The organism is Streptomyces tropicalis (genome assembly GCF_029269835.1).
Lineage (GTDB): Bacteria > Actinomycetota > Actinomycetes > Streptomycetales > Streptomycetaceae > Streptomyces > Streptomyces tropicalis.
The window spans coordinates 514,388-540,899 of sequence record NZ_JARJBB010000002.1; the positions used below are offsets into that span (position 1 = coordinate 514,388).

The 26,512-nt window shown below is 72.1% G+C and carries 23 protein-coding genes and 2 pseudogenes; 8 read left to right on the forward strand and 17 right to left on the reverse strand.

Features of this window, described 5'->3' with window-relative positions:
- Positions 1-130: 130 nt before the first annotated feature.
- Entirely contained in the window at positions 131-1,147 is a 1,017-nt protein-coding gene (locus tag P3H78_RS06295) for a sigma-70 family RNA polymerase sigma factor (RefSeq protein WP_276107776.1), read from the forward strand.
- Here the strand turns inward: P3H78_RS06295 and P3H78_RS06300 are convergent.
- On the reverse strand, positions 1,031-1,417 hold the full coding sequence (locus P3H78_RS06300; protein ID WP_276107777.1) for an STAS domain-containing protein: 387 nt from the start codon (positions 1,415-1,417) through the stop codon (positions 1,031-1,033). The genes P3H78_RS06295 and P3H78_RS06300 overlap by 117 nt on opposite strands.
- 197 nt (positions 1,418-1,614) lie before the next feature.
- Here P3H78_RS06300 and P3H78_RS06305 point away from each other — a divergent pair, with 197 nt between their 5' ends.
- Entirely contained in the window at positions 1,615-2,535 is a 921-nt protein-coding gene (locus P3H78_RS06305; protein ID WP_276107778.1) for an AEC family transporter, read from the forward strand.
- Positions 2,536-2,541: 6 nt separating this feature from the next.
- Here P3H78_RS06305 and P3H78_RS06310 read toward each other — a convergent pair whose 3' ends face one another.
- Positions 2,542-2,796, reverse strand: coding sequence for a hypothetical protein (locus P3H78_RS06310; RefSeq protein ID WP_313884386.1), 255 nt, complete (start codon positions 2,794-2,796; stop codon positions 2,542-2,544).
- 13 nt (positions 2,797-2,809) lie between these two features.
- Between P3H78_RS06310 and P3H78_RS06315 the strand changes: the two genes are divergently transcribed.
- Positions 2,810-3,448, forward strand: coding sequence for an HAD family hydrolase (locus tag P3H78_RS06315; protein ID WP_438827913.1), 639 nt, complete (start codon positions 2,810-2,812; stop codon positions 3,446-3,448).
- Between the two features lie 42 nt (positions 3,449-3,490).
- Positions 3,491-3,871: pseudogene (locus tag P3H78_RS06320) on the forward strand (transposase family protein); the annotation flags it as partial.
- Positions 3,872-4,108: 237 nt separating this feature from the next.
- Here P3H78_RS06320 and P3H78_RS06325 read toward each other — a convergent pair.
- From P3H78_RS06325 to P3H78_RS06365, 9 genes are all read right to left on the reverse strand, one after another.
- Complete coding sequence (locus P3H78_RS06325; protein ID WP_276107780.1) at positions 4,109-5,392, reverse strand: thymidine phosphorylase; 1,284 nt, start codon at positions 5,390-5,392, stop codon at positions 4,109-4,111.
- A gap of 68 nt (positions 5,393-5,460) precedes the next feature.
- Positions 5,461-5,862 carry a cytidine deaminase gene (locus P3H78_RS06330; protein ID WP_276107781.1) on the reverse strand — a complete coding sequence of 134 codons (402 nt, stop codon included), beginning with the start codon at positions 5,860-5,862 and terminating at the stop codon, positions 5,461-5,463.
- Complete coding sequence (locus tag P3H78_RS06335) at positions 5,859-7,121, reverse strand: ABC transporter permease (RefSeq protein ID WP_276107782.1); 1,263 nt, start codon at positions 7,119-7,121, stop codon at positions 5,859-5,861. The genes P3H78_RS06330 and P3H78_RS06335 overlap by 4 nt, the downstream gene beginning before the upstream one ends.
- The gene (locus P3H78_RS06340) at positions 7,118-8,251 is read right to left on the reverse strand and encodes an ABC transporter permease (RefSeq protein WP_276107783.1); all 1,134 of its coding nucleotides are present in this window, start codon (positions 8,249-8,251) and stop codon (positions 7,118-7,120) included. The genes P3H78_RS06335 and P3H78_RS06340 overlap by 4 nt, the downstream gene beginning before the upstream one ends.
- The gene (locus P3H78_RS06345) at positions 8,248-9,861 is read right to left on the reverse strand and encodes an ABC transporter ATP-binding protein (protein WP_276107784.1); all 1,614 of its coding nucleotides are present in this window, start codon (positions 9,859-9,861) and stop codon (positions 8,248-8,250) included. The genes P3H78_RS06340 and P3H78_RS06345 overlap by 4 nt, the downstream gene beginning before the upstream one ends.
- A 294-nt stretch (positions 9,862-10,155) precedes the next feature.
- Positions 10,156-11,205: a BMP family lipoprotein gene (locus P3H78_RS06350; protein ID WP_276107785.1), complete on the reverse strand. Its 1,050-nt coding sequence runs from the start codon at positions 11,203-11,205 to the stop codon at positions 10,156-10,158.
- 234 nt (positions 11,206-11,439) lie between these two features.
- Entirely contained in the window at positions 11,440-12,468 is a 1,029-nt protein-coding gene (locus P3H78_RS06355; protein ID WP_276107786.1) for a BMP family lipoprotein, read from the reverse strand.
- Positions 12,469-12,822: 354 nt separating this feature from the next.
- A complete protein-coding gene (locus P3H78_RS06360) occupies positions 12,823-14,055 on the reverse strand; it encodes an amidohydrolase (protein ID WP_276107860.1) in 1,233 nt (410 codons plus the stop codon).
- 330 nt (positions 14,056-14,385) lie between these two features.
- Complete coding sequence (locus P3H78_RS06365) at positions 14,386-14,631, reverse strand: hypothetical protein (protein ID WP_276107787.1); 246 nt, start codon at positions 14,629-14,631, stop codon at positions 14,386-14,388.
- Here P3H78_RS06365 and P3H78_RS33285 point away from each other — a divergent pair.
- Positions 14,525-15,193: pseudogene (locus P3H78_RS33285) on the forward strand (Scr1 family TA system antitoxin-like transcriptional regulator); the annotation flags it as partial. The gene P3H78_RS06365 and the pseudogene P3H78_RS33285 overlap by 107 nt on opposite strands.
- A 100-nt stretch (positions 15,194-15,293) precedes the next feature.
- On the opposite strand, the gene P3H78_RS06375 reads toward P3H78_RS33285, so the two are convergent.
- The 4 genes from P3H78_RS06375 to P3H78_RS06390 are packed head-to-tail and all read right to left on the reverse strand — an operon-like array spanning position 15,294 to position 20,206.
- Entirely contained in the window at positions 15,294-16,475 is a 1,182-nt protein-coding gene (locus tag P3H78_RS06375) for a hypothetical protein (RefSeq protein ID WP_276107788.1), read from the reverse strand.
- Between the two features lie 44 nt (positions 16,476-16,519).
- Positions 16,520-17,458: an N-acetylneuraminate synthase family protein gene (locus P3H78_RS06380; protein WP_276107789.1), complete on the reverse strand. Its 939-nt coding sequence runs from the start codon at positions 17,456-17,458 to the stop codon at positions 16,520-16,522.
- Positions 17,459-17,471: 13 nt separating this feature from the next.
- Positions 17,472-18,809: an acylneuraminate cytidylyltransferase gene (locus P3H78_RS06385; RefSeq protein WP_276107790.1), complete on the reverse strand. Its 1,338-nt coding sequence runs from the start codon at positions 18,807-18,809 to the stop codon at positions 17,472-17,474.
- Between the two features lie 32 nt (positions 18,810-18,841).
- Positions 18,842-20,206 carry a DUF6716 putative glycosyltransferase gene (locus P3H78_RS06390; protein ID WP_276107791.1) on the reverse strand — a complete coding sequence of 455 codons (1,365 nt, stop codon included), beginning with the start codon at positions 20,204-20,206 and terminating at the stop codon, positions 18,842-18,844.
- Positions 20,207-20,405: 199 nt separating this feature from the next.
- On the opposite strand from P3H78_RS06390, the gene P3H78_RS06395 reads away from it, so the two are divergent.
- The 3 genes from P3H78_RS06395 (at position 20,406) to P3H78_RS06405 (ending at position 24,070) form a co-directional block, all read left to right on the forward strand.
- A complete protein-coding gene (locus P3H78_RS06395; protein WP_276107792.1) occupies positions 20,406-21,383 on the forward strand; it encodes a glycosyltransferase family 2 protein in 978 nt (325 codons plus the stop codon).
- Complete coding sequence (locus P3H78_RS06400; protein ID WP_276107793.1) at positions 21,380-22,717, forward strand: alpha-2,8-polysialyltransferase family protein; 1,338 nt, start codon at positions 21,380-21,382, stop codon at positions 22,715-22,717. The genes P3H78_RS06395 and P3H78_RS06400 overlap by 4 nt, the downstream gene beginning before the upstream one ends.
- A gap of 186 nt (positions 22,718-22,903) precedes the next feature.
- Complete coding sequence (locus P3H78_RS06405; protein WP_438827914.1) at positions 22,904-24,070, forward strand: acyltransferase family protein; 1,167 nt, start codon at positions 22,904-22,906, stop codon at positions 24,068-24,070.
- 81 nt (positions 24,071-24,151) lie between these two features.
- On the opposite strand, the gene leuE is transcribed toward P3H78_RS06405, so the two are convergent.
- Together leuE and P3H78_RS06415 are read right to left on the reverse strand one after the other, a co-directional pair.
- A complete protein-coding gene (leuE, locus tag P3H78_RS06410; RefSeq protein WP_276107795.1) occupies positions 24,152-24,811 on the reverse strand; it encodes a leucine efflux protein LeuE in 660 nt (219 codons plus the stop codon).
- 93 nt (positions 24,812-24,904) lie between these two features.
- The gene (locus P3H78_RS06415; RefSeq protein ID WP_276107796.1) at positions 24,905-26,485 is read right to left on the reverse strand and encodes an acyl-CoA mutase large subunit family protein; all 1,581 of its coding nucleotides are present in this window, start codon (positions 26,483-26,485) and stop codon (positions 24,905-24,907) included.
- Positions 26,486-26,512 lie beyond the last annotated feature (27 nt).

Below are 26,512 nucleotides of genomic sequence, written 5' to 3' on the forward strand. Positions count from 1 at the left end.
GACCGGAAGCAAACGGCCCCGGGTGGGCATGTGTGCGCTCGGGGCGCCGTTGTCAGTGGGCTGCGGTAGCTTCCGAAGTGCCGGGCGCAGCGAGGCGCGCGGACGGGACGGCCACAGGGGCGGGTGGACGATGGGCAACGGCACGGCGACGACGGCGGACCTCGACACGCAGCTGGAGAAGTACCGGGTCGAGCTGACCGGGTACTGCTACCGCATGCTCGGCTCGTCCTTCGAGGCGGAGGACGCGGTCCAGGACACCCTCGTGCGCGCCTGGCGCAGCCTCGACAAGTTCCAGGGCCGCTCCAGCCTGCGCTCCTGGCTCTACCGCATCGCCACCAACGTCTGCCTGGACATGCTGTCCGCGGGCAGCAGGCGGGCCCGCCCGATGGACCTGACGGAGTCCACACCGCTGGCGCGGGCGGCCCTCTCCCCCCGGCCCGACCACACCTGGCTGGAGCCGGTGCCCGACGCGCGCGTGCTGCCCGTCGTGGAGGACCCGGCGGAGGCGGCCGTCGCGAAGGAGTCCGTGCGGCTCGCCTTCATGGCCGCGCTGCAGCAGCTGCCGCCCAAGCAGCGGGCGGTGCTGATCCTGCGCGAAGTGCTGGCGTGGCGGGCGAGCGAGGTCGCCGAGCTGCTCGGCACCTCGGTCGCCTCGGTCAACAGCGCGCTCCAGCGGGCCCGCGCCACGCTCGCCGACCGGGAGGACAGGGGCGACGGCGCGGCCGTGTCGGACCCGCTGGACCCGGAGCAGCAGAAGCTGCTGGAGCGCTATGTGAAGGCGTTCGAGGGGTACGACATGACGGCGCTGACCGCGCTGCTGCACGAGGACGCCGTCATGACGATGCCGCCGTTCGACCTGTGGCTGGCCGGCCCGGCGGACATCACCGGCTTCATGACGACACTCGGCGCCTCCTGCGCGGGCTCCCGGCTGCGCCCCGTGCAGGCCAACGGGCTGCCGGGCTTCGCCCACTACAAGCCGGACCCGGAGAAGGGCGGCTTCTCCGCGTGGGCGGTGCAGGTGCTGGAGGTGTCAGACGGGCGGATCACCGGCTTCCACTGCTTCCTCGACACCCAGCGGTGGTTCCCCCTGTTCGGGCTGCCGCTCCGTCTCGAAGCGGAGGCCGACGAGAGCGAGCAGGGCGTGTAGCGCGGGGTCGGGGTCGCGCAGCCGGATCCGGCCCCCGGCCCGCCGGGCGGCCAGCTCCAGCCGCGCCAGCAGGTCGACGGCGCCGAGTCCCGGCGGCCCCAGCCCGCCCACGTCGCACACGACGAGTCCGGCGCCGGTGGCCGCCAGCAGTCCCCGCACCTCGTCGCAGAGTCCCGCCGCCTCGTGCCGCCCGGCGGGCCCGGCGAGGACGAGCACGGCGGGTGTCGTCGCATCCACGACCGGTAGACCCCCCGAGGGGGCCCAACTCATCGCGGGAGGCACTGACTCGTCGCAGGTGGCACTGCGACCGGGGCGGCCGGCTCCCCGGGGCCCTCCCGGGCGTGCCACTCGGGGCGGCGAGAAACACATTGACCTGCGGCGGGCCCGCCCCACAGGGTGAGCCGCATGGACCGCGCATCCGCACCTCCCCCACCGTCCGACGACCCCCTTCCGGTGAAGGAGGCCGCGTGCGGGGGGTGTTGAGCGGGTTCGCGGTCATCGCGGTCGTCATCTGCATCGGCTACGTGATCGGACGGCGCGGTTCGCTGGGCGTCCACGGCAGCGACGTCCTCACCAAGCTGGCGTTCAGCGTGGCCTCCCCGGCGCTGCTGTTCACCACGCTGGCACGGGCCGACCTGTCGGTGATCTTCTCCAGCCGGCTGCTGGTGACGGCGGTGAGCACGGCGGCCGCCGCCGGCGTCTTCGTGGCCGTCGGCGCGGCCCGGCGGTGGGGGGTGGGCCGCACGACGATCGGCGCGCTGTGCTCCAGCTACGTCAACTCGGGCAACCTCGGCATCCCCATCGCGGTGTACGTGCTGGGCGACGCCTCCCTGGTGGCGCCGGTCCTGCTGTTCCAGCAGGTGATGGTCACGCCGATCGCACTGACCGTGCTGGACCTCGCGGGCGACGGCGAGCAGCGCCCGCTGTGGCACCGGCTGCTCACCCCGCTGCGCAACCCGGTGGCCGTCGGCTCCCTGTCCGGTGTCCTGGTGTCGGCGACGGGTCTGTCCGTACCGGGCCCGGTCATGGACCCGCTGACCCTGATCGGGAACATGTCGGTCCCGGCGGTCCTGCTGGCGTACGGCATCTCGCTGCGCGGCAGCGCCGCCCCCGGCCGGGGCGCGGACCGCCGTCCGGTCCTGCTGTCCGTCGCCCTGAAGTCGGTGGGCCAGCCGGCCGCGTCCTGGGCCCTGGCCACCGGGGTGTTCGGCCTGCACGGGGCGCAACTGCTCGACGTGGTGGTGACCTCGTCGCTGCCGGCCGCGCAGAACCTGTTCACGTACGCGAGCCGCTACCGGGTGGGCGAGGCACTGGCCCGCGACGCGATCCTGCTGTCGACGGTCCTGTCGGTACCGGTCCTGGTGACGGTGGCGGCTCTGCTGGGGTGACGGCGGTCAGTCGACGGGGAACTCGCCCGTGTCGAGCTCGAAGCCGAAGGGCTCCGGGAGCGCGATCGCATCGCCGAACTCACCGGCCTGCAGGACGCGGTAAACGTCGCCCTGAGGCTCGCCGTAGAGCGTGATCGTCGGCCCGCCGGGAGCGAAGTTGTCGATAAGGAGATAGAACGGGACTCCCGCCTGGGCGTAAGAGCTGTCCCGCGATCGCCTGTTCGCTGCCTGGCATGATCGACGGGTGACCAGTGAACCCACGCGGCCGGGCCGCATGAAGTACGTCCTGTTCGACGTAGACGGCACGTTGATCGACGCGGTGAGCAACCAGCGCCGGGTCTGGCGAACCTGGGCGGAGCGGTACGGACTGGATGCGGACGAGGTCTACCAGGTGGCATTGCGGACGCGGCCCATGGAGACGTTCGCCCAGGTCGCTGCGGACCGAGATCCGCGCGAGTGCCTGGCCACGCTGCACGGTCTGGAGGACGAAGACGTCCGAACGGGCGTCTATGCGGCATTCGACGGCGCATCGGAGCTGCTGCACGGCCTCCCGACGGGCTCCTGGGCGCTGGTGACCTCGAACTACGAGCACCGGGTGCGCGGTCGTTTCCTGCGGACGGGCTTGCCGGTGCCGGGCGTGATCGTGGACGCGGCTGCTGTCGAGGAGGGCAAGCCCTCTCCCCTCCCGTATCTGCTGGCCGCTGAGCAGCTCGGCGCCGAGCCGGGAGACTGCCTGGTCGTCGAGGACGCCCCGTCCGGAGTGCGGTCCGGACGGGGCGCCGGAATGACTGTGTGGGGGGTGAACGCCGCCCTCGCGGTGGAGGGCGTGCACCGCCACTTCGCCAGTCTGCGCGAGGCAGTTCCTCACGTCCTGGCCTTTGCTTCCGGCCGTCATGCGCATGCCACAGCCTGAGCCCGTACGCTGACACCGGGCATCACTTGGGATGATCTTCGTGTGGCTGGTGTGATCACGGCGTCCGCGCCGTCCTGGACAGTCCCCTTCACCGGGCTGAGCCCGCGCGGCTTCGGCGAACTGGTTGCCGCGCTCCGGCGCGAAGGCGTGGACGAGGCACGTCGGGGGCGGCCGTGGAGTCCGCACCTGGAGGACCGGGTACTGCTGGTCGCCGCCTACTGGCGCACCGACCTCACGCTGCGCCAGCTTGCCCCGCTGTTCGGCATCTCAAAGTCGGCCGCCGGCCGCATCGTCGACCAGCTCGGGCCGTCGCTGGCGCTGCAGCCCCGTAAGCGGTTCCGCAAGGACGCCGTGTTGATCGTGGACGGCACCCTGGTACCCACCCGGAACCACACCGTCGCCGAGCAGTCGAAGAACTATCGGTCGGCGGTGGTGCCACGGTGACGATCCCCTCGATGATCTCCACCTTGCAGCCCTCCGGTGCGTCCGTCTCCTCCCAGATCCGGACGAGGCCGTCCCACTCGCGGCCGCCGGCCGTCGAGTGGTCGACGGTGAGTGCGCCCATGGCGGTCTCCTATCGGTGCGTCACCGATCCCAGCATGCCGAACGGGACCGGTGGCGGTCCACCGGTCCCGTTCACCCGAAAGGGAAATCCCCTGGTCAGGCGATACGTTCCAGCACCACGGGCGACGGCGTGAAGCCGGTTCCGGCCGGGGCGACGTCGAAGCATCCGTCCACGGCCTGGAGCGCGTAGTCGAAGCGGTCCGGGGTGTCGGTGTGCAGGGTGAGCAGGGGCTGGCCCGCGGTGACCGTGTCACCGGGCTTGGCGTGCATCTCGACGCCGGCGCCCGCCTGCACCGGGTCCTCCTTGCGGGCGCGGCCGGCGCCCAGGCGCCAGGCGGCGACACCGATGCCGTAGGCGTCCAGGCGGGTCAGGACGCCCGACGCCGGGGCGGTGACGACGTGCTGCTCGCGCGCGGTCGGCAGCGTGGCGTCCGGGTCGCCGCCCTGGGCCGCGATCATCCGGCGCCAGACGTCCATCGCGGAACCGTCGGCCAGGGCCTTCGCCGGGTCGGCGTCCTTCAGGCCGGCCGCGTCGAGCATCTCGCGGGCGAGGGCGACGGTCAGTTCCACCACGTCCGCCGGGCCGCCGCCCGCCAGGACCTCCACCGACTCGCGGACCTCCAGGGCGTTGCCCGCGGTGAGGCCGAGCGGCGTCGACATGTCCGTCAGCAGGGCGACCGTGCGCACGCCGTGGTCCGTGCCGAGGCCGACCATGGTGCTCGCCAGCTCGCGGGCGTCCTCGACGGTCTTCATGAAGGCGCCGGTGCCGACCTTCACGTCCAGGACCAGCGAACCGGTGCCCTCGGCGATCTTCTTCGACATGATCGACGAGGCGATCAGCGGGATCGCCTCGACGGTGCCGGTGACGTCGCGCAGCGCGTACAGCTTCTTGTCCGCCGGGGCCAGGCCGTCGCCGGCGGCGCAGATCACCGCGCCGACGCCGTCCAGCACGGACAGCATCTCCTCGTTGGACAGCAGCGCGCGCCAGCCCGGGATGGACTCCAGCTTGTCGAGGGTGCCGCCGGTGTGGCCGAGGCCGCGCCCGGACAGCTGCGGGACGGCGGCGCCGCAGGCCGCGACGAGCGGGGCCAGCGGAAGGGTGATCTTGTCGCCGACGCCGCCGGTGGAGTGCTTGTCGGCGGTCGGGCGGGACAGCGAGGAGAAGTCCATGCGCTCGCCGGAGGCGATCATCGCGGCGGTCCAGCGGGCGATCTCGCCGCGGTTCATGCCGTTGAGCAGGATGGCCATCGCGAGCGCGGACATCTGCTCGTCGGCGACCTCTCCGCGCGTGTAGGCGTCGATGACCCAGTCGATCTGCTCGCCACTGAGTTCGCCGCGGTCCCGCTTGGTGCGGATGACGGAGATGGCGTCCATGGCCATGGGGGGGTTCCTTCCGGGGTTGCGAAGGTGCGCGGCCCCCCTGATCGCTCAGAGGGGCCGCACGGTTGTCACTTGGTGAGATGGTCCGGGCCGAAGGCCTGCGGCAGCATCTCCGACAACGGCAGGATGCCCGCCGGGGTCTCCAGCAGCAGGTCGGGGCCGCCGAACTCGTAGAGCAGCTGGCGGCAGCGGCCGCACGGCACGAGGATCTCGCCGTCGCCGTCCACGCAGGTGAAGCGGGTCAGCCGCCCGCCCCCGCTGTTCTGCAGCTGGGAGACGAGACCGCACTCGGCGCACAGGCCGAGCCCGTAGGAGGCGTTCTCCACGTTGCAGCCGGTGACGACCCGGCCGTCGTCGACCAGGGCCGCGGCGCCGACCGGGTAGCCCGAGTAGGGCGCGTACGCGCGGGACATCGCCGCACGCGCCTCCGCCCGCAGCGCCGCCCAGCCGGCCTCCGCGCCCGGGGTCACTTGCCCTGCCCCTTGCGGTAGGGCATGCCGTCCGCCTTCGGCATCCGCAGGCTCTGCGCGGACAGCGACAGGACCAGCAGGGTGACGAGGTACGGGGTCGCGGTCACGACCTGCTTCGGGACGTCGTCGGTGCCGACGTACCAGACGAACATCAGGGCCGAGACGACGGCGGTGAGCACCGCCGGCAGGTACTTCCGCCGCCACACCAGGTACGCGGCGCCGAACACCAGCAGGATCGCCAGCAGCAGGATCAGCGCGTGCACGTTGGTGGTGCCGCCGCGCAGGTTGAGGCTGTCGGTGTAGCCGAACAGACCCGCGCCGAGGGCGAGGCCGCCCGGCATCCAGTTGCCGAAGATCATGGCGGCGAGGCCGATGTAGCCGCGGCCGGCGGTCTGGCCGTCCAGGTACACGTTCGACGCGACGATGGAGAGGAAGGCGCCGCCGAGGCCGGCGAAGCCGCCGGAGATGATCACGGCGATGTACTTGTACTTGTAGACGTTGACACCGAGCGACTCCGCGGCCACCGGGTTCTCGCCGCAGGAGCGCAGACGCAGGCCGAAGGAGGTGCGCCACAGCACCCACCAGCTCAGCGGGACCAGCGCCACGGCGATCACGGTGAGCGGCGAGAGGTCGGTGATCAGACCGCCGATCAGACCGGCCACGTCGGAGACGAGGAACCAGTGCTTGGCGTTCACGGCGTCCAGCCAGCCGGACAGGCCCGGAATGTCGAAGGTGCCCAGCGAGTCGATCGGCGGGGACTGCTTGGAGGAGCCCTGCGGGGCGTTCTCGAAGGTGAACTTCGACAGGTAGCGGGTGGTGCCGAGGGCCAGGATGTTGATCGCCACACCGGAGACGATGTGGTTGACGTTGAAGGTCACGGTGGCGATGGCGTGCAGCACGGCGCCGAGGGCGCCGCCGATGATGCCGAAGACCACACCGACCCACGGGCCCCACTGGTAGCCGGCCCAGGCGCCGAACCAGGTGCCGAGGATCATCATGCCCTCGAGGCCGATGTTGACGACGCCGGAGCGCTCGGACCACAGGCCGCCGAGGCCGGCCAGGCCGATCGGGACGGCCAGCCGCAGCGCGGTGGACATCTGGCCGGTGGAGGTGATGCCGTCCGCACCGGTGATCAGGCGCACGGCGGAGGTCAGCACCAGCAGGCCGGCGACGACGAGCAGGAGGACGGGGAGCGAGATGCGGCGGCTGCTCCGGGCGGGCCGCTTGGCCTGCGGCTTGGTGATGGTCGCCGTGGTCATCGGGCCGCCACCTCCTTCTTCTTCTCGGAGTTGATCTGGGCGGCGGCCGCGGCGAGCTCCGCGCCGACCCTCTTCTGCTGGCGGCGCAGGCCCCACTGGCGCACGGCCTCGTAGGAGATGACGACCGCGAAGACGATCAGGCCCTGCATGATCGTGGCGATCTCCTTCTCGTACGCCACCGGGGTCGCGTAGTCGAGAGCGGGAGAGGCCTTGTCCAGGAAGGCGATCAGGAGTGCGGCGAAGGCGATGCCGACCGGGTTGTTGCGGCCGAGCAGGGCGATGGTGATGCCAGTGAAGCCGAGACCGGTGGGGAAGCTCAGGCTGTAGGTGTGGGCGTCGCCGAGCAGCAGCGGCAGACCCGAGAGACCGGCCACCGCGCCGGAGATCAGCATGGCGGTGAGGACCATCTTCTTGGCGTCGACGCCGGAGGCCGCGGCGGCGGACTCGGACTCGCCGGTGGCCCGCAGGTCGAAGCCGAAGCGGGTGCGGTTGAGGACGACCCAGTAGAGGACGCCCATGGCGACGGCGAGGAAGACCAGGCCGTAGATCTCGCCGACCTCGGTGCCGAGGTTGATGCCGGGGACCCAGCCGGACGCGGACATGGTGCCGGTCGTCATGTTGTTGCCGAGCTGCACGCCCCAGACGTCGGCGAGGGTGAGGTAGCCGATGAGGCTGGTGGCGATGGCGTTCAGCATGATCGTGGAGACGACCTCGCTGACACCCCGGGTCACCTTCAGGACGCCCGCGGCACCGGCCCAGAAGGCGCCGGTGAGCATGGCGACGATCAGCAGCATCGGGATCTGGAGGAACGACGGCAGCGCGACGTTGGCGCCGACCACGGCGGTCGTCATCGCGGCGAGACGGTACTGGCCGTCGACGCCGATGTTGAACAGGTTCATGCGGAAGCCGACGGCCACCGCGAGCGCCGCCAGGTAGTACATCGACGCCTGGTTGATGATCAGCACCTGGACGTCGGAGAACGACGCCTGCTGGAGCATCAGCGTGTACGGCTCGATCGGGTTCTTGCCCGAGGCGATCAGCACGACCGAGGTCAGCACGATCGCCGCGACGAGCGCGATGACCGGACCGGCCACCGCCAGGAGCACCCGCTCCTTGTCGAACTTCTTCATCGGGCCTCGCCCTCCGGACCGGCTTCCTCGGTGGTCTCTACGTGTTCCAGGTGGCCGGAGGCGGCACCCGTCATGGCCGAGCCGAGCTCCTCCGGTGTGATCGTCGCGGGGTCGGCGTCGGCCACCAGCCTGCCGTTGTAGATCACCCGCAGGGTGTCCGACAGGCCGATGAGCTCGTCCAGGTCGGCGGAGATCAGCAGCACCGCCAGGCCTTCGCGGCGGGCGGCACGGATCTGGTCCCAGATCTGCGCCTGGGCGCCGACGTCCACGCCCCGGGTGGGGTGGGCGGCGATCAGGAACTTGGGGTTGTGGCTCATCTCCCGGCCGACGATCAGCTTCTGCTGGTTGCCGCCGGACAGGGAGGCCGCGGTGACGTCGATGCCGGGGGTGCGGACGTCGTACTCCTCGACGATCCGGCGGGTGTCGGCCTGGGCGCCCTTGGGGTCGAGCCAGAAGCCCTTGGCGTTGGGGCGCTCGGTGACGTGGCCGAGGATGCGGTTCTCCCACAGCGGGGCCTCGAGGAGGAGGCCGTGGCGGTGGCGGTCCTCGGGGATGTAGCCGACGCCCTGCTCGCGGCGCTTGCGGGTGGGCCAGGAGGAGACGTCCTCGCCGAGGAAGGTGATCGTGCCGGAGTCGGCCTTCTTCAGGCCGATCAGCGCGTCGATGAGCTCGGTCTGGCCGTTGCCCTCGACGCCTGCGATGCCCATGACCTCGCCGGCGTGGATGGTGAAGGAGACGTCGTCGAGGACGCGCTTGACGTCGCCGGCGCCCGCGAACTCGGTGAGGCCGCCCGCCGCGGGCTCGGACTCGGCGCCGAGGGAGGCGCCACCGCTCGCGTGGACGGTGAGGCCGCGGACCTCCAGCACCGGCCGGTCCGTGACCGTCGACTCGGCGGTCTCCGGGGTGGGCAGCTCGCTGCCGACCATCATCTCGGCCAGCTGGCGCGGGGTGGTCTCGGCGGGCACGGCGGTACCGACCGTCGTGCCGCGGCGTATGACGGTGATGTCGTCGGCGACCGAGAGGACCTCGCCCAGCTTGTGGGAGATGAAGATGACCGACAGGCCCTCGGCCTTCAGCTCGCGGAGGTTGTCGAAGAGGGCGTCGACCTCCTGCGGGACGAGCACGGCGGTCGGCTCGTCGAGGATCAGGGTCGTGGCGCCGCGGAAGAGGACCTTCAGGATCTCCACCCGCTGGCGGTCGGCGACGCCGAGGTCCTCGACGAGGAGGTCCGGGCGGACCCCGAGGCCGTAGCGGTCGGAGATCTCCTTGATCTTCTTGCGGGCGGCGGCGCCGATGCCGTGCAGCTTCTCGCTGCCCAGCACGACGTTCTCGAGCACGGTGAGGTTGTCCGCCAGCATGAAGTGCTGGTGGACCATGCCGATGCCGCGGACGATGGCGTCGGCGGGGCTGCCGAAGGCCACCTGCTCGCCGTGGATCGCGATGGTGCCCTCGTCCGGCTTCTGCATGCCGTAGAGGATCTTCATCAGTGTCGACTTGCCGGCACCGTTCTCGCCGACGAGGGCGTGCACGGTGCCCTTGCGGACGGTCAGGTGGATGTCGTGGTTGGCCACGACTCCGGGGAATCGCTTGGTGATGCCCGCGAGCTCCACCGCGACCGTCGAGGGTGCGGTGAGCGGAGGGCTGCTGGACGCGTCGATGGCGCACTCTCCTCAGGAAAGGGGCCGCTCTACGCGCGTAGCGCCCCTGCTTTAAATACTGCCCGGACCCGATCGATCTCGTATCGCTCCCGATCCGATCCGAGCATTCTGCCGCGCGAACGGCGGCAGGAGGGGCGCGGGTTGGTGATCCTCCCCGCGCCCCGTTCCGTGGCCGTCAACGCTGCCATCGCAGCGTCCCTTTGGCCATGCCCCGGACCGGCTTTCCGGCCGGTCCCGGCGATCGGGTCAGGAGGTCTTGACCTTGATGGTGCCGTTCTTGATGCCCTCCTCGGCCTTCTTGAGCGCGGCCTGCAGGTCGGCGTTGTTCTTGAAGACCGGGTTGGAGTCGGCGAGGCTGACGCCGCCGTTGTCCAGGGAGCCGCGGATCTCGCCGTTCTGCGGCTTCTTGTCCTTGATGACGGACTTGGCCAGGTCGTAGACCGCGCCCTCGACGTTCTTGAGGGCCGAGGTCAGGATGGAGTTCTTGTACTTCGCCAGCGCGGCCTGCTGGTACTGGTCGGAGTCGACGCCGATCGCCCAGATCTTGTGCGCCGCGGCCGCCTTGATGACGCCCTGGCCGGAGAGGCCGGCGGCGTGGTAGACGACGTCCGCACCGGCGTCGATCTGGCCGTTCGCGGCGTTCTCGCCCTTGTCGGGGCTGGAGAAGCCGCCCTGGTCGGCGGTCTCGGTCAGGTACTGCTTCTCGATCTTGATCTTCGGGTTGACCGACTGCGCACCCTGGACGAAGCCCGCCTCGAACTTGTGGATCAGCGGGACGTCCACGCCGCCTATGAAGCCGATGTGGTTCTTCTTGGTGGTCTTGGCGGCCGCGACACCGGCCAGGTACGAGGACTGCTCCTCGTGGAAGACCAGGTCGGCGACGTTCTTCGCCTGCACCTCGTTGTCGTCGATGATGCCGAAGGTCACCTTCGGGTACTTGGCGGCGACCTCCTTGACCGCCGGCGAGTACACGAAGCCGACGCCGATGACCGGGTTGTAGCCCGACTTCGCCAGCTGCTCCAGGCGCTGCACCTTGTCCGCGGTGGACTCGCCGTCCTGCGGCTCGACGTCCCGGCCGCTCACGCCGAAGGCCTTCTCGGCCTTCTGCAGACCGGCGAAGGCGGCGTCGTTGAAGGACTGGTCGCCCTTGCCGCCGACATCGTAGGCAAGGCCAATACCCTTGGACTTGCCACCGCCGGCCTCGGCCGACGTGCTGCTGCTGCCACAAGCGGAAACGGTGACGGCAAGCGCTGCGGTCGCAACGCCTGCAATCGCGATACGGGACACCCGGCGCATGGAACGTGACTCCTTTGTGCAAGCGCCCATACCAGGCGCTGGTTCCGCCGCAGCGTAACGCGCGTAGACCAGACGGAAAACCCCTTCTGTCCGGTCCGTTATCGAGCTGTGGCCACGGCCCCGGCACGCATCACGGACAGCAGTACGCCCCTTGCGGAAGGCAAGGGGCGTACGGCCAGGAGGCCTTCGGGGACGGCGCACGCCGGACCCCCGGACGGGGCCTTCGGACACTCATTACTGGGTCTTGACGGTCACCTTGCCGTTGACGATGTCCTCCTTGGCCTTCTCGACCGCGGCGACCACGTCCTTCATCGCCTTGTACTTCGGGTTCGAGTCCGCGAAGCCGACGCCGCCGCTCTTCAGGTCGCCGCGCACCTCGCCGGTCAGCGGCTTGCCCTCGTAGACGGACTTGGACAGATCGTAGACCGCGCCGCCGACGTTCTTCAGGGCGGAGCCGAGGATGTAGTCCTTGTACTTCGCCAGCGCGCTCTGCTGGTACTGGTCGGAGTCGACGCCGATCGCCCACACCTTGTGCTCGGCGGCGGACTGGATCACACCCTGCCCGGACAGGCCGGCGGCGTGGTAGATCACGTCGGCGCCCGCGTCGATCTGGCCGTTCGCCGCGTCCTTGCCCTTGTCGGGGCTGGAGAAGCCGCCCTCCTGCGGAGTCTGGGTGAGGTACTGCGACTCGATCTTGATCTTCGGGTCGACCGACTGGACGCCCTCCTTGAAGCCCGCCTCGAACTTGTGGATCAGCGGGATGTCCACGCCGCCTATGAAGCCGACGTGCTTCTTCTTGGTGGTCTTGGCGGCCGCGACACCGGCCAGGTACGAGGACTGCTCCTCGTGGAAGACCAGGTCGGCGACGTTCTTCGCCTGGACGGTGTTGTCGTCGATGATGCCGAAGGTGATCTTCGGGTACTTGGCGGCGACCTGCTTGACCGCCGGGCCGTAGACGAAGCCGACGCCGATGATCGGGTTGTAGCCCGCCTTGGCGAGCTGCTCGAGCCGCTGGACCTTGTCCGCGTCGGTCTCGTTGTCGCTCGGCTCGACGTCCCGGCCGCCGATCTTGAACTCCTTCTCGGCCTTCTGGAAGCCGGCGAAGGCGGCGTCGTTGAAGGACTGGTCGCCCTTGCCGCCGATGTCGTAGGCGAGGCCGATGCCCTTGCCGGAGTACTTGCCGGACGCGGAGGAGCCGCCGGTCGACTCCGTGCTGGACTTGCCGCACCCGACGGCGGCGAGGGCGATGACCGCTACGGCCACCGCGGCTTGGGAGAACCTGGTCCTCCGAGAGTTGAGACGCACAACAAGCACCCCTTCATGCCCACGGCACCGTCGCCGGCCCGTTCCAGCCGCCTCTGGTGGCGATTTCGGCGCACAGTAACGCGCGTAGAAGAGCGGGAGAACGGGGTTTCTCCGGGCTGTTATCGAACCGTGTCGGCAATGGGTCCCGCGGGCCCGCCGCCGGTGACGGGGCGGTGGCGGGAGCGGGCGAAGGGGTACCGTTCGGGCACCCCTGCCGATGCCGCGCCCGACGCCGGTTCCGGGGGCGGGCGCGGGCCGCGTTTCGGGGGTGGACTCGGGCCGCGCGGGCGCCCCCGCAGGCCGGCGGGTGCCTCAGCGGGCGGCGTGCAGCAGTGCGGCCGCCGTGAAGAGCTCCACACCGACGGTGATGGCGGACTCGTCGGCGTCGAAGTCGCCCTGGTGCAGGTCGCGCACGGTCCGCTCACCCGGGGTGCGCACACCGAGGCGGGCCATCGCGCCGGGCACGTGCTCCAGGTACCAGGAGAAGTCCTCGCCGCCGAGGCTCTGCTCGGTGCCCTCCACCGACTCGGCGCCGCGCCGCGCCACCATCGCCTCGCGGAGCAGCTCGGTGACCGCCGGGTCGTTGACGACCGGGGGCACCCCGCGCACGTAGGTGATCTCCGACTTGGCCTTGTGCAGGTTGGCGACCTCGTCGATCGCGGCGACCACGATGTCGGGCGCGTACCGCCAGGCGTCGATGTCCAGGCAGCGCACGGTCCCGGAGAGCTCGGCGTGCTGCGGGACGACGTTCGGGGCGTGCCCGGACTCGATCCGGCCCCAGGTCACGGCGAGCCCGGCACGGGTGTCGACGCGGCGGCCGACCAGCGCGGGCACGTCGGTGACGACGCGGGCGGCGGCGGTGACCAGGTCGGTGGTCAGGTGCGGGCGGGCGGTGTGGCCGCCGGGCCCGTCGAGGGACACCTCCAGCCGGTCGCAGGCCGAGGTGATGGGCCCCTGGCGCAGGCCGATCCGCCCGGCGTCCACCCGGGGGTCGCAGTGCACGGCGAGGATGCGGCCCACGCCGTTCAGCCCGCCGAACTTGATCACGTCGCCGGCGCCGCCGGGCAGCACCTCCTCGGCGGGCTGGAAGATCAGCCGCACGGGGCGGGGCAGCAGTCCCTGGCGGTGCAGCTCGGCCAGCACGAGGCCGGCGCCCAGGACGACGGTGGTGTGCACGTCGTGCCCGCAGGCGTGGGCGCGGTCGGGCACGGTGGACCGGTACGGGCTCTCGCTCTTGGTGTCCGGGATGGGCAGGGCGTCGATGTCGGCGCGCAGCGCGAGGATGTCCGGCCCGCCGTCCCCGCCCGCGAGGTCGGCACCGATGTCGCAGACGAGTCCGGTCCCGCCGGTGAGAATCCGCGGCTTCAGGCCGGCCTGCTCCAGCCGTGCCTTGATCGCGGCGGTGGTGCGGAACTCCTGGTTGCCGAGCTCCGGGTGCATGTGCAGGTCGCGCCGGAACGCCACGAGCTCGTCGCGGAGCGCTTCGGGGAGCGTGCCGGGGAGCACGGCGGCGGTCGGGAGATCGGCCTCGGACTGTTGCGACATCAGTTGCTTCACCCTCTGCAGGGTAGGACGCCCGGCCGGTCAACTGACCCTCGATCAACAAAAGTTCAGCCCGTTAGGGGAAGAAAATCTGGCCGGCAGGCGCATGGCGGCGGACTCGGGTGGGTAAAACCTTTCGTTTCTCCCTCCACGGATACCACGCCACACCCGTATCACGCTCACCGTGCCCACAGAACGGGACCCGGGCGGGACGGGCGGCCACCCGGTCCCGGCGGTGACGACCGCCGCGCTTCCGCGCAGCGGCACCGGACGCCTCCATCCGGCGGATCGCTTCGGTGATGCGTTCGAATCCGGCCGGGGCCCCCACCGCGCTCACTCCCCGGCGAACGGATCCGCCGCATCGGCCGCCTGCACCGCCCGCTGGGCCCACACCTCGGGCCTGCCCGGATCCGCACAGGCCTCCACGCGCTCCCGCCCGGCGCCGGGCATCGGGATGCCGCGCCACTCCAGGATGCGGAGGACCATCTCGCGACGGTCCTCGACACGGCCCTGCTCTCGGCCTTCTTCGCGTACCTGCCCGGCCGGCGGGTGCCGCCAGAAGTGCTGGATCGCCGTCATCAGGTCCCTCCGCATCCGCGTCGCCGGGGGTCTGCCAGGCACGAGTCGACGCACTGCACGCAGACCGCGGCGCCGTGGGGGTCGACGGTCCGCAGGGCTGAGGCCGGGGACTCCGGTATGGCGGCGGCACCCGGGCACGTACCTGCGTGCGGTGGCCACCGGCCACGTGCCGGGACTGCTCCAGACCCCGGACCACGTGCGCGCCGTCTTCGGCTGCAGGGTTCCGGGGCTGCCGGGCAGGGGACTGACACCGCGCGTCGAACACCGCGTCAGACGCACGTCCGTACGGGAACGTGAAGCCCCGGTCCCCTACGGGACGAGTCGTCCACGAGGCAGCGCTGCGCATCCCGGTGTTGGATCCGCACCTCTCGCGCACAGCTCCTGGACGTTCTGCGAGCGGTCGATTGCGCGATCGCCACGGTGCGCGTCATCCCCTTCGCCAGGGCCGGGTTCGCCGGGGTCATGCGGGTGCGGGAGCGAGCCGCCCGGTGGCGACGGCGACCCGTGCGACGAAGTCGCCGACCTCGAACCCCACATGTCCGTCCGCGACTCCAAGACCCCGACCGGAGCCACCCTCGCCTTTCCGCCCGCGGCCTTCGCCTCCTTCGTCCAGGCGCTGAGGACGGGCGGGGAGAAGACTCCGGGCCAGGCGTTCCGCCCCGTCAGCACGACGGGGCCGCGTCCACCGCCGCCAGCCGGTGGACGTCCTTGGCCGTGCCGGTCACGCCGGACAGGAAGCCCTGGGCGCGCGGCGAGGCGGTCGCGGTCAGCCAGGCGGGGTCGATGTCGCAGACGGCGACCTTCACCTCGGTCCCGGCCAGGGCCAGCGGCAGGGTGTGCACGACGGTGGAGGGAAAACTGAGCACCGTACGGCCGATCGGGCCGCGCCGGGCGATCAGCTCCAGCGGCAGGTCGGGGCGGACGATCTCCAGGCCGGTCTCGCCGGCCAGCCGGTGGAGCTTGGCCGCGCTCTCCCGGCGGTGCGCGAAGTAGCGGGTGACCCGGTGCGCCCCGGCCAGGGTGCGCACGGCCTCCAGGTAGCGGTCGCCGTCCACCACGCCCGTCTCCACCAGCGACGTGCCGACCATGTCGGCGCCGGCGGTGAGGCGGGGCGGCCCGAAGCGGGCGCGGGTCCAGGCGAAGTCGTTCCAGGTGACGGTGACGCCGTCGGGGGCCTCCTCGACGGGCATCGAGGAGAAGATCTCCACCCGGCGGCCGGCGGCCGGTGTCAGCCGGCGGCGCGCCGCGGAGGACACGGGGGCGAAGAGGAGGTCGCGGGGACCGGGGCGGCCGCCCTTGCGGTGCCAGCGCACCAGCCGCTCGCCGCGGGCGAGCTGGGCGACGAACTCCATGGTGGCCGTGCCGTCGTCGACGACGACCAGCTCATGCGCCCGGGTGATGGTCAGCAGCAGCTGGACGTAGCGGGAGAACGGGTCCCCCATGACGACCCGTTCGGCCCTGCGCAGCAGCCGGGTGAGGCCGCCGATCGTGTGGAAGGGCGCCGTCGTACCGCCGCGTGCCTCCTCCCAGCGGACCCCGTGGCCCTCGTCACGGGCCAGCTCGGCCATGCGGCGCAGCTGGCCGCGGGTCATGGGGTCGGTCGGGGCCAGGACGACGAGGGTGAGGTCCGGCCCGGCCGCGGGCGCGGCGGCGCCCCGCCCCCCGGCCGCGGCGGGGCCGTCGGGGGCGGGGGTGCGCCGGGTCTGGGTCGGGACGAGCCCCGCGCCGGAGGTGTGGGCGTGCGCCCACTCCAGCACGTTCAGCAGCTGCACCGGGCTCTCGACGAAGGCGAGGGTGCGGGGGCAGCGGGGGGTGGTGCCGGCGGACCCGGCGCGGGGGCTCATCTCGGTCGGACCGTCCCGTCGTCAGTGGCGGAGGAGGTGCGGTCTCACACCGCGACCGGCTCGCCCGCCGCGGCGGCGATCTCCGCCTCGGCGACGACGCCGGTGACACGGCGGAGCTTCTTCATCGGGCCGAGCTCGGACTCGTAGACCTTCTTGACGCCGTCGCCGAGGGAGGCCTCGACGGCGCGGATGTCGCGGACCAGGCGGGTGAGGCCCTGCGGCTCCACCGACGCGGCCTGGTCCGAGCCCCACATGGCGCGGTCGAGGGTGATGTGGCGCTCGACGAAGGTGGCGCCGAGGGCGACCGCGGCGAGGGTGGTCTGCAGGCCGGTCTCGTGGCCGGAGTAGCCGATCGGGACGTTCGGGTACTCCTGCTGCAGCGTGTTGATCACGCGCAGGTTCAGCTCGTCGGCCTTCGCCGGGTAGGTGGAGGTGGCGTGGCAGAGCAGGATGTTGTCGCTGCCGAGGACCTCGACCGCGTGGCGGATCTGCTTCGGGGTCGACATGCCGGTGGAGAGGATGACCGTGCGGCCGGTGGCGCGCAGGGCGCGCAGCAGCTCGTCGTCGGTCAGGGAGGCGGAGGCCACCTTGTGGGCGGGCACGTCGAACTTCTCCAGGAAGGCGACGGCCTCGGTGTCCCACGGGGAGGCGAACCAGGCGATGTCCTTCTGCTTGCAGTACTCGTCGATCTGGCGGTACTCGTCCTCGCCGAACTCCACCCGGTGGCGGTAGTCGATGTAGGTCATGCGGCCCCACGGGGTGTCGCGCTCGATGTCCCACTGGTCGCGCGGGGTGCAGATCTCGGGGGTGCGCTTCTGGAACTTCACGGCGTCGCAGCCGGCGTCGGCGGCCGCGTCGATGAGCTTGAAGGCGTTCTCCAGCTCGCCGTTGTGGTTGATGCCGATCTCGCCGCAGACGTAGACGGGGCGGCCGGGGCCGGCCTCGCGGGTGCCGAAGGTGCGGATGCGGGAGGTGGTGCTCATGACGTGGGGTTCCTTACTTGGTGAGGGAGTCGAGAGAGGGGCCGAGGATCCAGCTGGCGATCTCTCGGATGGCGCCGTCGCCGCCGGGGAGGGCGGTGACCGCGCGTGCGGCGCCGCGCACGACGTCGTGGGCGCTCGCGACCGCCACGGGCCAGCCCACGAGGGCGAAGCACGGGAGGTCATTGACGTCGTTGCCGACGTAGAGCACGCGCTCCGGCGCGATGCCCTGCTCCTCGCACCACTGCTTCAGTGCGAGGTCCTTGCGGTCGATGCCGTGGAGCACCGGGAGCCTGAGCTTCCGGGCGCGGGCGGCGACGACCGGGTTCTGTTCCGTGGACAGGATCAGCATCCGCAGCCCGCTCCTGCGCAGGGCGGCGATGCCGAGGCCGTCCCCGCGGTGCACGGAGACGAACTCCCGTCCGTCGGAGTCGATCAGCACCCGGTCGTCGGTCTGGGTGCCGTCGAAGTCGAGGACCACGGCGTCGATGTCGTCGTGGGTGGGGAGGGCGCCGAGGAGGGCCTCGGCCGCCCGGGCCGGCCCGGGCGGCCCGGACCGGTCCGCGTCCAGGAGCGGGGCCAGGGCGCGGGCGCGGGCCAGGTCGTGCGGGTCGTCGATCTCCAGGACCCGGGCCGGGTCGGTGCGCACCAGGTCGGTGCGGCCGAAGAAGCGGTGCCCGTGGGCGCGGAAGCCGGCGGCGTCCATCGCGTAGGCGGCGCCGGTCTCCAGCAGGTCCTGCGGGCGGTCCTGGCGGCGCGGGCGGAAGGACTTGTCGTGGTTGACGCCGTAGCCGCCGCGGGGGTCCGGGTCGGCGACCGCGGTGCCGCCGGCCCGCTCGGCGCGGGCGGCCGTGACGACGGCCGGGTCGTCGGCCGCGTCCCGCCAGACGAAGCCGTGGAAGGGGGCGACGGTCACCGCGGTGTCGGCGCCGTTCTCGACGACCGCCGCCGCCACCCCGTCGACGTCCTCGCGGACCAGGAAGGGGCTGGTGCACTGGACCAGCAGGACGGCGTCCACCGGGGAGCCGTGCAGCGCCTCGTGGGCGTCCAGGGCGTGCAGGACGGCGGCCTCGGAGGTGGCGGTGTCGCCGGCGAGGGCGGCGGGCCGCAGCACGACCTCGGCACCGGCCCGGCGGGCGGCGTCGGCGATGTCCTGGTCGTCGGTGGAGACCACGACGTCGGTCACCAGCCGGGCCGCCCGGCACTCGCGCACGGCCCGGGCGACCAGCGGGACGCCGGCGACGGGGGCGAGGTTCTTCGCGGGCACTCCCTTGGAGCCGCCCCGTGCGGGAATCACCGCGAGCACGCGGCGCACCGTGGCGCCGGGGCCCGCCTGCGGGTTGGCGTCGGACATGGGCTCCACTCCTTGAGGTGGGATCCGGTCGGTCACAGCTCCCCCATCCGCCGGATCACGGGCGCCACGCGCTGGACGCCGTGGCGGTAGGCGCCGCGGGCGGCGCGCCGGACGAGCTGCCGGACGGCTCCGGGCTCCCGGTCGGCGGCCGGGGCGCCCGGCAGCGGGGTGCCGTCGGGGGCGAGGTGGTGGCGGGCGAGGATGCCCGGCAGGTAGCCGGGGGCGGTGGCACGGGTGTAGTAGGGGGCCAGCGGGGGCGGTCCGCCCGGCTGCTCCAGGAGCCGGGCGATGCGGGCCCGGGCGGTGTCGAAGGCGGTGGCGTAGGAGCCGTCGGCGGCGACGCCCTGCCGGGTCAGCCACTCCTCGCCGGGGGCCGGCCGGTGGCCGGCGTCGAGCTGGTCCCAGGAGGCGAGGCAGCCGGAGCCGGTGAAGTGGTGGTTGCCGAGCACCTCGCGCACGCCCAGGTCGGTGAGGACGGCGGTGGGGATGCGGCGGTGCAGCGCCTCGAGGGCGGCGGTGGAGCTGACCGTGACGAGCAGGTCGGTGCGGTCCAGCACCTCGCCCATGTGCCCGTAGACGAGGCGGAAGTTGGGCGGCAGGCCGGTCGCCTGCGCCAGCTTCTGGTACGGCACCTCCTCCAGGTGCGTGGTGTGCTCGCCGGGCCGGGAGCGCAGCTTGAGCAGCACCTCGCGGTTGGGGTGCAGCCGGGCGTGGGCGATCAGCCGGTCCAGCAGGTAGGTGCGGTCCCGGCGGTTGTCCGGCACCGACGGCTGGGCGGCGAACACCACGGTGTAGGGGGCGTGCTCGCCGGAGTAGGGCGTGCCGCCGAGGAAGGGCAGGGCCACCTCCGTGACGGCCGAGGCGTCGGCTCCCACCCCTTCGTACACGGCGCGGAAACGGTCCGCGTCCTGACGGGAGTTGGCGAGGACGAGGTCGGCGCCGTGGCGCAGCAGCAGGCCGTCGGCGAGCTTCTCGTAGACGACGCCGACGTATCCGGTGACGACGACGGGGCGCCGGGTGCGGCCCTCCCAGGCCCGGGCGAGCCCGTGCAGCAGGGCCTGCACGCCTCCGCCGACCAGCGCCAGCACGACCACGTCGTACGGCTCCCCGTCGGCGGGGTCCTCGCCCATGGCGCGCAGGAACTCGACGGCGGTGACCTCGCGGAGCGAGTCCGCGCGGACACCGACCTCCGTCAGCTGGCGGGCGGTGGGGGTGGCGCGGCCGCGCAGGAGGTAGCCGTCGAGGCGGACGTCCGACGTGGTGGCCGCGGGGTCCTCGGACGAGGCACCGTGGTTCTCGGCGGCGATGCGCTGCGCGGTGAGCGCGCCCCATTTCCACCGTGTGTCGGAATCCGCCAGAACGGCGACTCGCGGGGCCTTCGTTGCACTTACTGGCACGTCGAAGACCGTAGGAAGGCATTTCTAGGTTCCGCCCAACCCGAATGCAACAAACGGTTAACAGCGCGCCGACGAATGGCGAATCGGGCCCGGTGGACGCCGGGAAGAAGCCTGGTTCACGGCTTCGCCACGCGTCGTTCACCGATCATCAAGTCACCGGTAAAGACGGATGCCCGACCCGGCATTTACCGTCTTTCCCGTGGTCAAGCTCTCCGTCATCGTGCCGTTCTACAACGTGCAGCAATACGCGCCCGACACCCTCAAGAGTCTCCGCGCGAATGCGCGTGACGACTTCGAATTCATTCTCGTGGACGACTGTTCCCGCGACGAGACCCCGGACGTGCTCGCCCGCGCCGAGCGCGAGCTGCCGGGCGCGGTGCACGTCAGACACGAGAAGAACGGAGGGCTGGCGACCGCGCGCAACACGGGCATCGACCGCGCGCGCGGCGAGTACCTGACGTTCCTGGACGGCGACGACTGGCTCGCCCCCGGCTACTACCCGCGGCTGCTGTCCGTGATCGAGGGGCTGGGCTGCGACTTCGTGCGCACCGACCATGTGCAGTGCACGGGGCGGGCCCGTTCGGTGCACCGGGTCCCGCACGGGCGGCGCGCTGTGGTGCTGGATCCGCGCGAGGCGATATTGCCCGCCGACCGCTCCACGTCCGTGGACTACCCCTACGCCTGGGCGGGCATCTACCACCGTCGGCTGGTCGACCGCGGGCTGCTGCACTTCACCGACGGCCTGCGCACCGCGGAGGACCGGCCGTGGATCTGGCGGCTGCACCGGGAGGCGCAGTCCTTCGCGGTGACCGGCCTGCTCGGCGTCCACTACCGGCGCGGCGTCGCCTCCTCCCTCACCCAGATCGGCGACGTGCGCCAGCTCGACTTCATCCGCGCCTTCGACCAGGTCGTCGAGGAGACGGCGAAGGACAGGGCGGCCGACCGGCTGCTGCCGAAGGCGGTGCGCACGTACTGCGCGATCATCTCCCATCACCTGGGTTCCATCGAAAGGTTCGAGCCGCCGGTGGCACGCAAACTCAAGTCGCTCAGCGCGGCCGCCCTGCGCCGCATGCCGCAGGGGGTCCTCGACGACGCCCTCGACTCCATGGACGTCCAGCGCGCCACGCGGCTGCGCCGCCTGCGCCGCCGCCCGGTCGCGACGGGGGCCGCCGCATGAGCACGCAGATCTTCCTGGCGTCGACGCTGTACGGCACCGCCACGCTCGCCGCCGCCCTCGACTCCGACTGCTTCCGTCCCGCGGACCGGCGCATCCTGCTGGTCTGCAACAACGCGGCGACGCCCGAGACCACCGCGGCCCTGGACGAGATGCCGGGCTTCGCGCGGCTGCGCGAGCGGTTCGACGACGTGTTCTCGTGGAACGAGACCATCGCGCCCTTCCACCCGGGCGGTTGGTCCCCGCGCCCGGACGACGTGCCGTTGTGGGAGCGGCACCTGCGGCTGCTGTGGAACCTGGGTGAGGACCCGGTGGAGCTGGCCGTGGAGTCCATCCAGGTCAATCCGGCGCTCGCCGTCGCCCAGATCTTCACCGGTGCGCCGGTCACCCTCTACGCCGACGGCCTGATGAGCTACGGCCCCACCCGCAACAAGATCGACCCGCTGGTCGGCACGCGCATCGACCGGCTGCTGCACCTGGACCTGGTCCCGGACCTGAGGCCGGTGCTGCTCACCGAGTTCGGCGTCGCGCCGGAGATCGTTCCGACGGACACCTTCGTGAAGGTGCTGGCCGAACTGGCCGACACCGGCGACGTGCTGCCCGCCGCCGGGGAGGAACCGGCGCTGCTGCTGGGGCAGTACCTGTCCGCGCTCGGCATCCTCACCTCCGAGGAGGAGGAGGACCTCCACGTGCGGATGCTGCGCGGTGCGGTCGCGCTCGGCCACACGCACGTGGTCTTCAAGCCGCACCCGTCGGCGCCGGAGCGCTGGTCCCGGGCACTGGAGAACGAGGCCGAGCTCCTGGGCGCCGAGCTCACCGTGCTCGACGTGCCCGTCCTCGCCGAGGTCCTCTACCAGCGGATGCGGCCCGCCCTGGTGGTCGGCTGCTTCTCCACCGCCCTGCTGACGGCGTCCGCGCTCTACGGCCTGCCGGTCGCCCGGACCGGCACCGGCACGCTCCTGGAGCGGCTGACGCCGTACGAGAACAGCAACCGGGTCCCGGTGACCGTCGTGGACGCGCTGGTGCCGGACCTGGAGGACCCGGAGGCCGTGACCGCGCAGCGCCCGGACGCGGCCGCCGGTGCGCTGAACGCGCTGGTGCGCGCGGTCTCCTACGCGATGCAGCCGGTGATCCACCAGAGCCTGCGCGGTGACGCGGAGGACTATCTGACCCGGCATCTGTCGGCGCACACCTGGCGGTACTTCAAGCGCCGCCGCCTGACGTCGCTGATGCTGCCCGGGGCGGTCCCGGCGCAGCTGGCGTTCATCCCGCGCAACGCGACGGTGCGCCGGGTGGCGCGCCGGGCGCGCACGCTGCGGCGCGCCGTCGGCCGTTGAGCGTCCCGCCCCGCCGGCCCCGGTCCGGGCGGCGGGGCGGGACCCGGGTGACCCCCGCGGGCACCCGGGCGCCCCCTTCCGGGGCCGAAGCGGCCGCCGGACGCGGCCCGGTGTGCCGGGGACCGTCCACGATCAGTCGAGGGGACTGCTGTGATCGACACGCCCGAGGGCATCCGAGGGACCTCCATGGCCACCGTGGTGCGGCCCGCTCCGGCGGCCGCGGCCCCGGCCGCCCGCCCCGCGCCGGATCCGGCCGGGCCACCCCCCGCAGGCGGCGCGCCGGCCGCCCGGCCCCAAGCGAGCCGGCTGCGCGCCCTGGACGGACTGCGGCTGGTGGCGGCGCTGATGGTGGCCGCCTACCACTACGGCGGCCGCGACGGCGAGGTCGCCACGGCCTGGGGAAGTTCGCCGCGGCACCAGTTCCCCGCCCTGCACCACCTGTTCGCCTACGGCTGCCTGGGCGTGCAGGTGTTCTTCGTGATCAGCGGGTTCGTGATCTGCATGAGCGGCTGGGGCCGCTCGCTGCGGTCGTTCTTCGCCTCCCGCGCCTCCCGGCTGCTGCCCGCGTACTGGGCGGCGGTCGTCCTCGTCACGGCGGTCTTCGCGCTGCCGGTCGTCGCCTACCGGGCGGTGTCGCCGAGCGACGCCCTGGTGAACCTGACGATGCTGCAGCAGCCGCTCGGGGTGGACCGGGTGCTCGGCGTGTGCTGGACGCTGTGGGCGGAGGTCCGCTTCTACGCCCTGTTCGCGCTGTGCGTCGTGCTGCCCGGCGCCACCCGGCGACGGGTGATCCTGTTCTGCGCCGGCTGGACGCTGGCGGCGGCGATCGCGCAGGGCGCGCGGATGCCGCTGCTGGACATCGTCCTGATGCCCGAGTACGCGGCGTACTTCGTCGGCGGGATCGGGCTGTACCTGGTGCACCGGGACCGGCGCGACCCGTACGCCTGGGGCATCGTCGGGGTCAGCTGGCTGATCGGCCAGCACTACGCGGTGCAGCGGCTGTGGCACGCGCCCGCCGTGCACGCGTTCTCCTACCGCAGCTCCTGGGCGATCATCGCGGTGGTGACCTTCGGCTTCGTCGCCGTCGCGGCCATCGCGCTGGGCTGGCTGCGCCGGGCGGACTGGCGCTGGCTGACCGTCGCGGGCGCGCTGACGTACCCCTTCTACCTCGTCCACGAGCATCTGGGCTGGGTGGTCATCGAGGGCCTGCACCGGCATCTGCACCTCCCGTCCTACGCCACCTTCGGGCTGACCGTGGCGTCGATGCTGCTGCTGGCCTGGCTGCTCCACCGGTTCGTGGAGGGCCGGCTCACGCCGCTGCTGCGCGGGGCCCTGTCCGGACGGCGCCGCTGACGCACCACCGGGGCGGGGCGGGCCGGGCGGTGCAGGCGTCCGGCCCGGCCGCCGGATCGGGCGCGGGGACCTGCGGGACGGTCAGGCGCCGGCCAGGGACAGCTTCACCGCGAAGCCGAGGAACAGCGCACCGGCCGCCGACGTGGCCCACGCCGACAGGCGCCGGCGGCGCCGGAAAGCGGCGGCCAGCCGCATGCCGCCGAAGATCAGCGCGCTCAGGTACAGGAAGCTCGCGAGCTGGGCGAAGGCGCCGAGCACCACGAAGGACAGCGCCGGGTAGGCGTACCCCGGGTCGACGAACTGCACGAAGAAGGCGACGAAGAACAGGATCGCCTTCGGATTGAAGAGGCTGACGACGAACGCCCGGCGGAAGGGCCGCTCCTCGGCGCCCCCGCGAGCCGCCGCGGCCGGCGCCTCCTCCGCGACCGGCTCGCGCCGCGTGCGCCACATCCCCAGGGCGGCCCGCAGCATCCCGATCGCGAGCCACGTCAGGTAGGCCGCTCCGGCGTACTTCACGATGTCGAACAGCACGGCGTTGGCCTGCAGGAGCGAGGCGACCCCGGCCGCCGACAGCGTCATCAGCACGGTGTCGCCGCACCAGACGCCCGCGGCGGCCGTGTACCCGGCGCGGACGCCGCGCCGGGCGGCCACGGACAGCACGTAGAGGGAGTTGGGCCCCGGCAGGAGCACGATGAGGACGAGGCCCGCCAGGTAGGTGGGGAGGTCGATGACGCCGAACATGGCAAGGAGTGTCGCACGCGGGTACGACACTCCGGCCGGGGGTCCGGAGGACGAGACGGGCGACCGCCCGGCGCTGCCCCGCAGGTCCCCGGCTCAGAAGGCGTCGGCGGGGACGTGGGTCCCCCACACCTCGCGCAGCGCGTTGCACACCTCGCCGACGGTGGCGCGGGCCTTCAGGGCGTCCTTCATCGGGTACAGGACGTTGTCCTCGCCCGCGGCCGCCTTCCTCAGCGCCGCGAGGGCCGTGTCGACCGCCGCCCGGTCCCGCTCGGCCCGCAGCCTCGCGAGGCGTTCGGCCTGCTGGGCCTCGATGGCCGGGTCCACCCGCAGGGGCTCGTAGGGCTCCTCCTCGTCGAGCCGGAAGCGGTTGACGCCGACCACGACCCGCTCCCCGGAGTCGGTCTCCTGCGCGATCCGGTACGCGCTCCGCTCGATCTCGCCCTTCTGGAACCCCCGCTCGATCGCGGCGACCGCGCCCCCGAGGTCCTCCACCCGCTCCATCAACCCCACCACGGCCGCCTCGACCTCGTCCGTCATCCGCTCCACCACGTAGGAGCCCGCGAACGGGTCCACGGTCGCCGTCACGTCCGTCTCGTACGCCAGCACCTGCTGCGTCCGCAGCGCCAGCCGCGCGCTCTTGTCCGTCGGCAGCGCGATCGCCTCGTCGAAGGAGTTCGTGTGCAGCGACTGCGTCCCGCCCAGCACCGCCCCGAGCCCCTGCACCGCCACCCGCACCAGGTTCACCTCCGGCTGCTGCGCCGTCAGCTGCACGCCCGCCGTCTGCGTGTGGAACCGCAGCATCATCGACTTGGGACTGCGCGCCCCGAACTCCTCCCGCATCACCCGCGCCCAGATCCGCCGCGCCGCACGGAACTTCGCGACCTCCTCCAGGATCGTCGTCCGCGCCACGAAGAAGAACGACAGCCGCGGGGCGAAGTCGTCCACGTCCATGCCCGCCGCCACCGCCGTCCGCACGTACTCGATGCCGTCCGCCAGCGTGAACGCGATCTCCTGCGCCGGCGAGGCCCCCGCCTCCGCCATGTGGTAACCGGAGATCGAGATCGTGTTCCACCTCGGGATCTCCGCCCGGCAGTACTTGAAGATGTCCGCGATCAGCCGCAGCGACGGCTTCGGCGGGAAGATGTACGTACCCCGGGCGATGTACTCCTTGAGCACGTCGTTCTGGACCGTGCCCGTCAGCTTCTCCGCCGGCACGCCCTGCTCCTCCGCCACCAGTTGGTAGAGCAGCAGCAGCACCGCCGCGGGCGCGTTGATCGTCATCGACGTCGACACCCGGTCCAGCGGGATCCCGCCGAACAGCACCCGCATGTCGTCGACCGAGTCGACCGCCACACCCACCTTGCCGACCTCGCCGTGCGCGATCGGCGCGTCCGAGTCGTGCCCCATCTGCGTCGGCAGGTCGAACGCCACGGACAGCCCCGTGGTCCCGTTCGCGATCAGCTGCCGGTACCGCGCGTTGGACTCCACCGCCGTCCCGAACCCGGCGTACTGACGCATCGTCCACGGCCGGCCCGTGTACATCGACGGGTACACACCGCGCGTGAACGGGTACTCGCCCGGCTCGCCCAGCTTCTCCGCCGGATCCCAGCCCTCCAGGGCGTCCGGCCCGTACACCGGCTCGATGGGCAGACCGGACTCCGACTCGCGCGCCATGGTGTGTGCCTCCGCGTCCCGGCCGCT

Excerpts from the sequence above, each read along its gene's own strand:
- P3H78_RS06295 (WP_276107776.1), top strand. The coding sequence starts at position 131 with ATGGGCAACGGCACGGCGACGACGGCGGACCTCGACACGCAGCTGGAG.
- P3H78_RS06300 (WP_276107777.1), bottom strand. The coding sequence starts at position 1,417 with ATGAGTTGGGCCCCCTCGGGGGGTCTACCGGTCGTGGATGCGACGACA.
- P3H78_RS06315 (WP_438827913.1), top strand. The coding sequence starts at position 2,810 with ATGAAGTACGTCCTGTTCGACGTAGACGGCACGTTGATCGACGCGGTG.
- P3H78_RS06325 (WP_276107780.1), bottom strand. The coding sequence starts at position 5,392 with ATGGCCATGGACGCCATCTCCGTCATCCGCACCAAGCGGGACCGCGGC.
- P3H78_RS06335 (WP_276107782.1), bottom strand. The coding sequence starts at position 7,121 with ATGACCACGGCGACCATCACCAAGCCGCAGGCCAAGCGGCCCGCCCGG.
- P3H78_RS06340 (WP_276107783.1), bottom strand. The coding sequence starts at position 8,251 with ATGAAGAAGTTCGACAAGGAGCGGGTGCTCCTGGCGGTGGCCGGTCCG.
- P3H78_RS06350 (WP_276107785.1), bottom strand. The coding sequence starts at position 11,205 with ATGCGCCGGGTGTCCCGTATCGCGATTGCAGGCGTTGCGACCGCAGCG.
- P3H78_RS06360 (WP_276107860.1), bottom strand. The coding sequence starts at position 14,055 with ATGTCGCAACAGTCCGAGGCCGATCTCCCGACCGCCGCCGTGCTCCCC.
- P3H78_RS06365 (WP_276107787.1), bottom strand. The coding sequence starts at position 14,631 with ATGACGGCGATCCAGCACTTCTGGCGGCACCCGCCGGCCGGGCAGGTA.
- P3H78_RS06375 (WP_276107788.1), bottom strand. The coding sequence starts at position 16,475 with ATGAGCCCCCGCGCCGGGTCCGCCGGCACCACCCCCCGCTGCCCCCGC.
- P3H78_RS06380 (WP_276107789.1), bottom strand. The coding sequence starts at position 17,458 with ATGAGCACCACCTCCCGCATCCGCACCTTCGGCACCCGCGAGGCCGGC.
- P3H78_RS06385 (WP_276107790.1), bottom strand. The coding sequence starts at position 18,809 with ATGTCCGACGCCAACCCGCAGGCGGGCCCCGGCGCCACGGTGCGCCGC.
- P3H78_RS06400 (WP_276107793.1), top strand. The coding sequence starts at position 21,380 with ATGAGCACGCAGATCTTCCTGGCGTCGACGCTGTACGGCACCGCCACG.
- P3H78_RS06405 (WP_438827914.1), top strand. The coding sequence starts at position 22,904 with ATGGCCACCGTGGTGCGGCCCGCTCCGGCGGCCGCGGCCCCGGCCGCC.
- leuE (WP_276107795.1), bottom strand. The coding sequence starts at position 24,811 with ATGTTCGGCGTCATCGACCTCCCCACCTACCTGGCGGGCCTCGTCCTC.
- P3H78_RS06415 (WP_276107796.1), bottom strand. The coding sequence starts at position 26,485 with ATGGCGCGCGAGTCGGAGTCCGGTCTGCCCATCGAGCCGGTGTACGGG.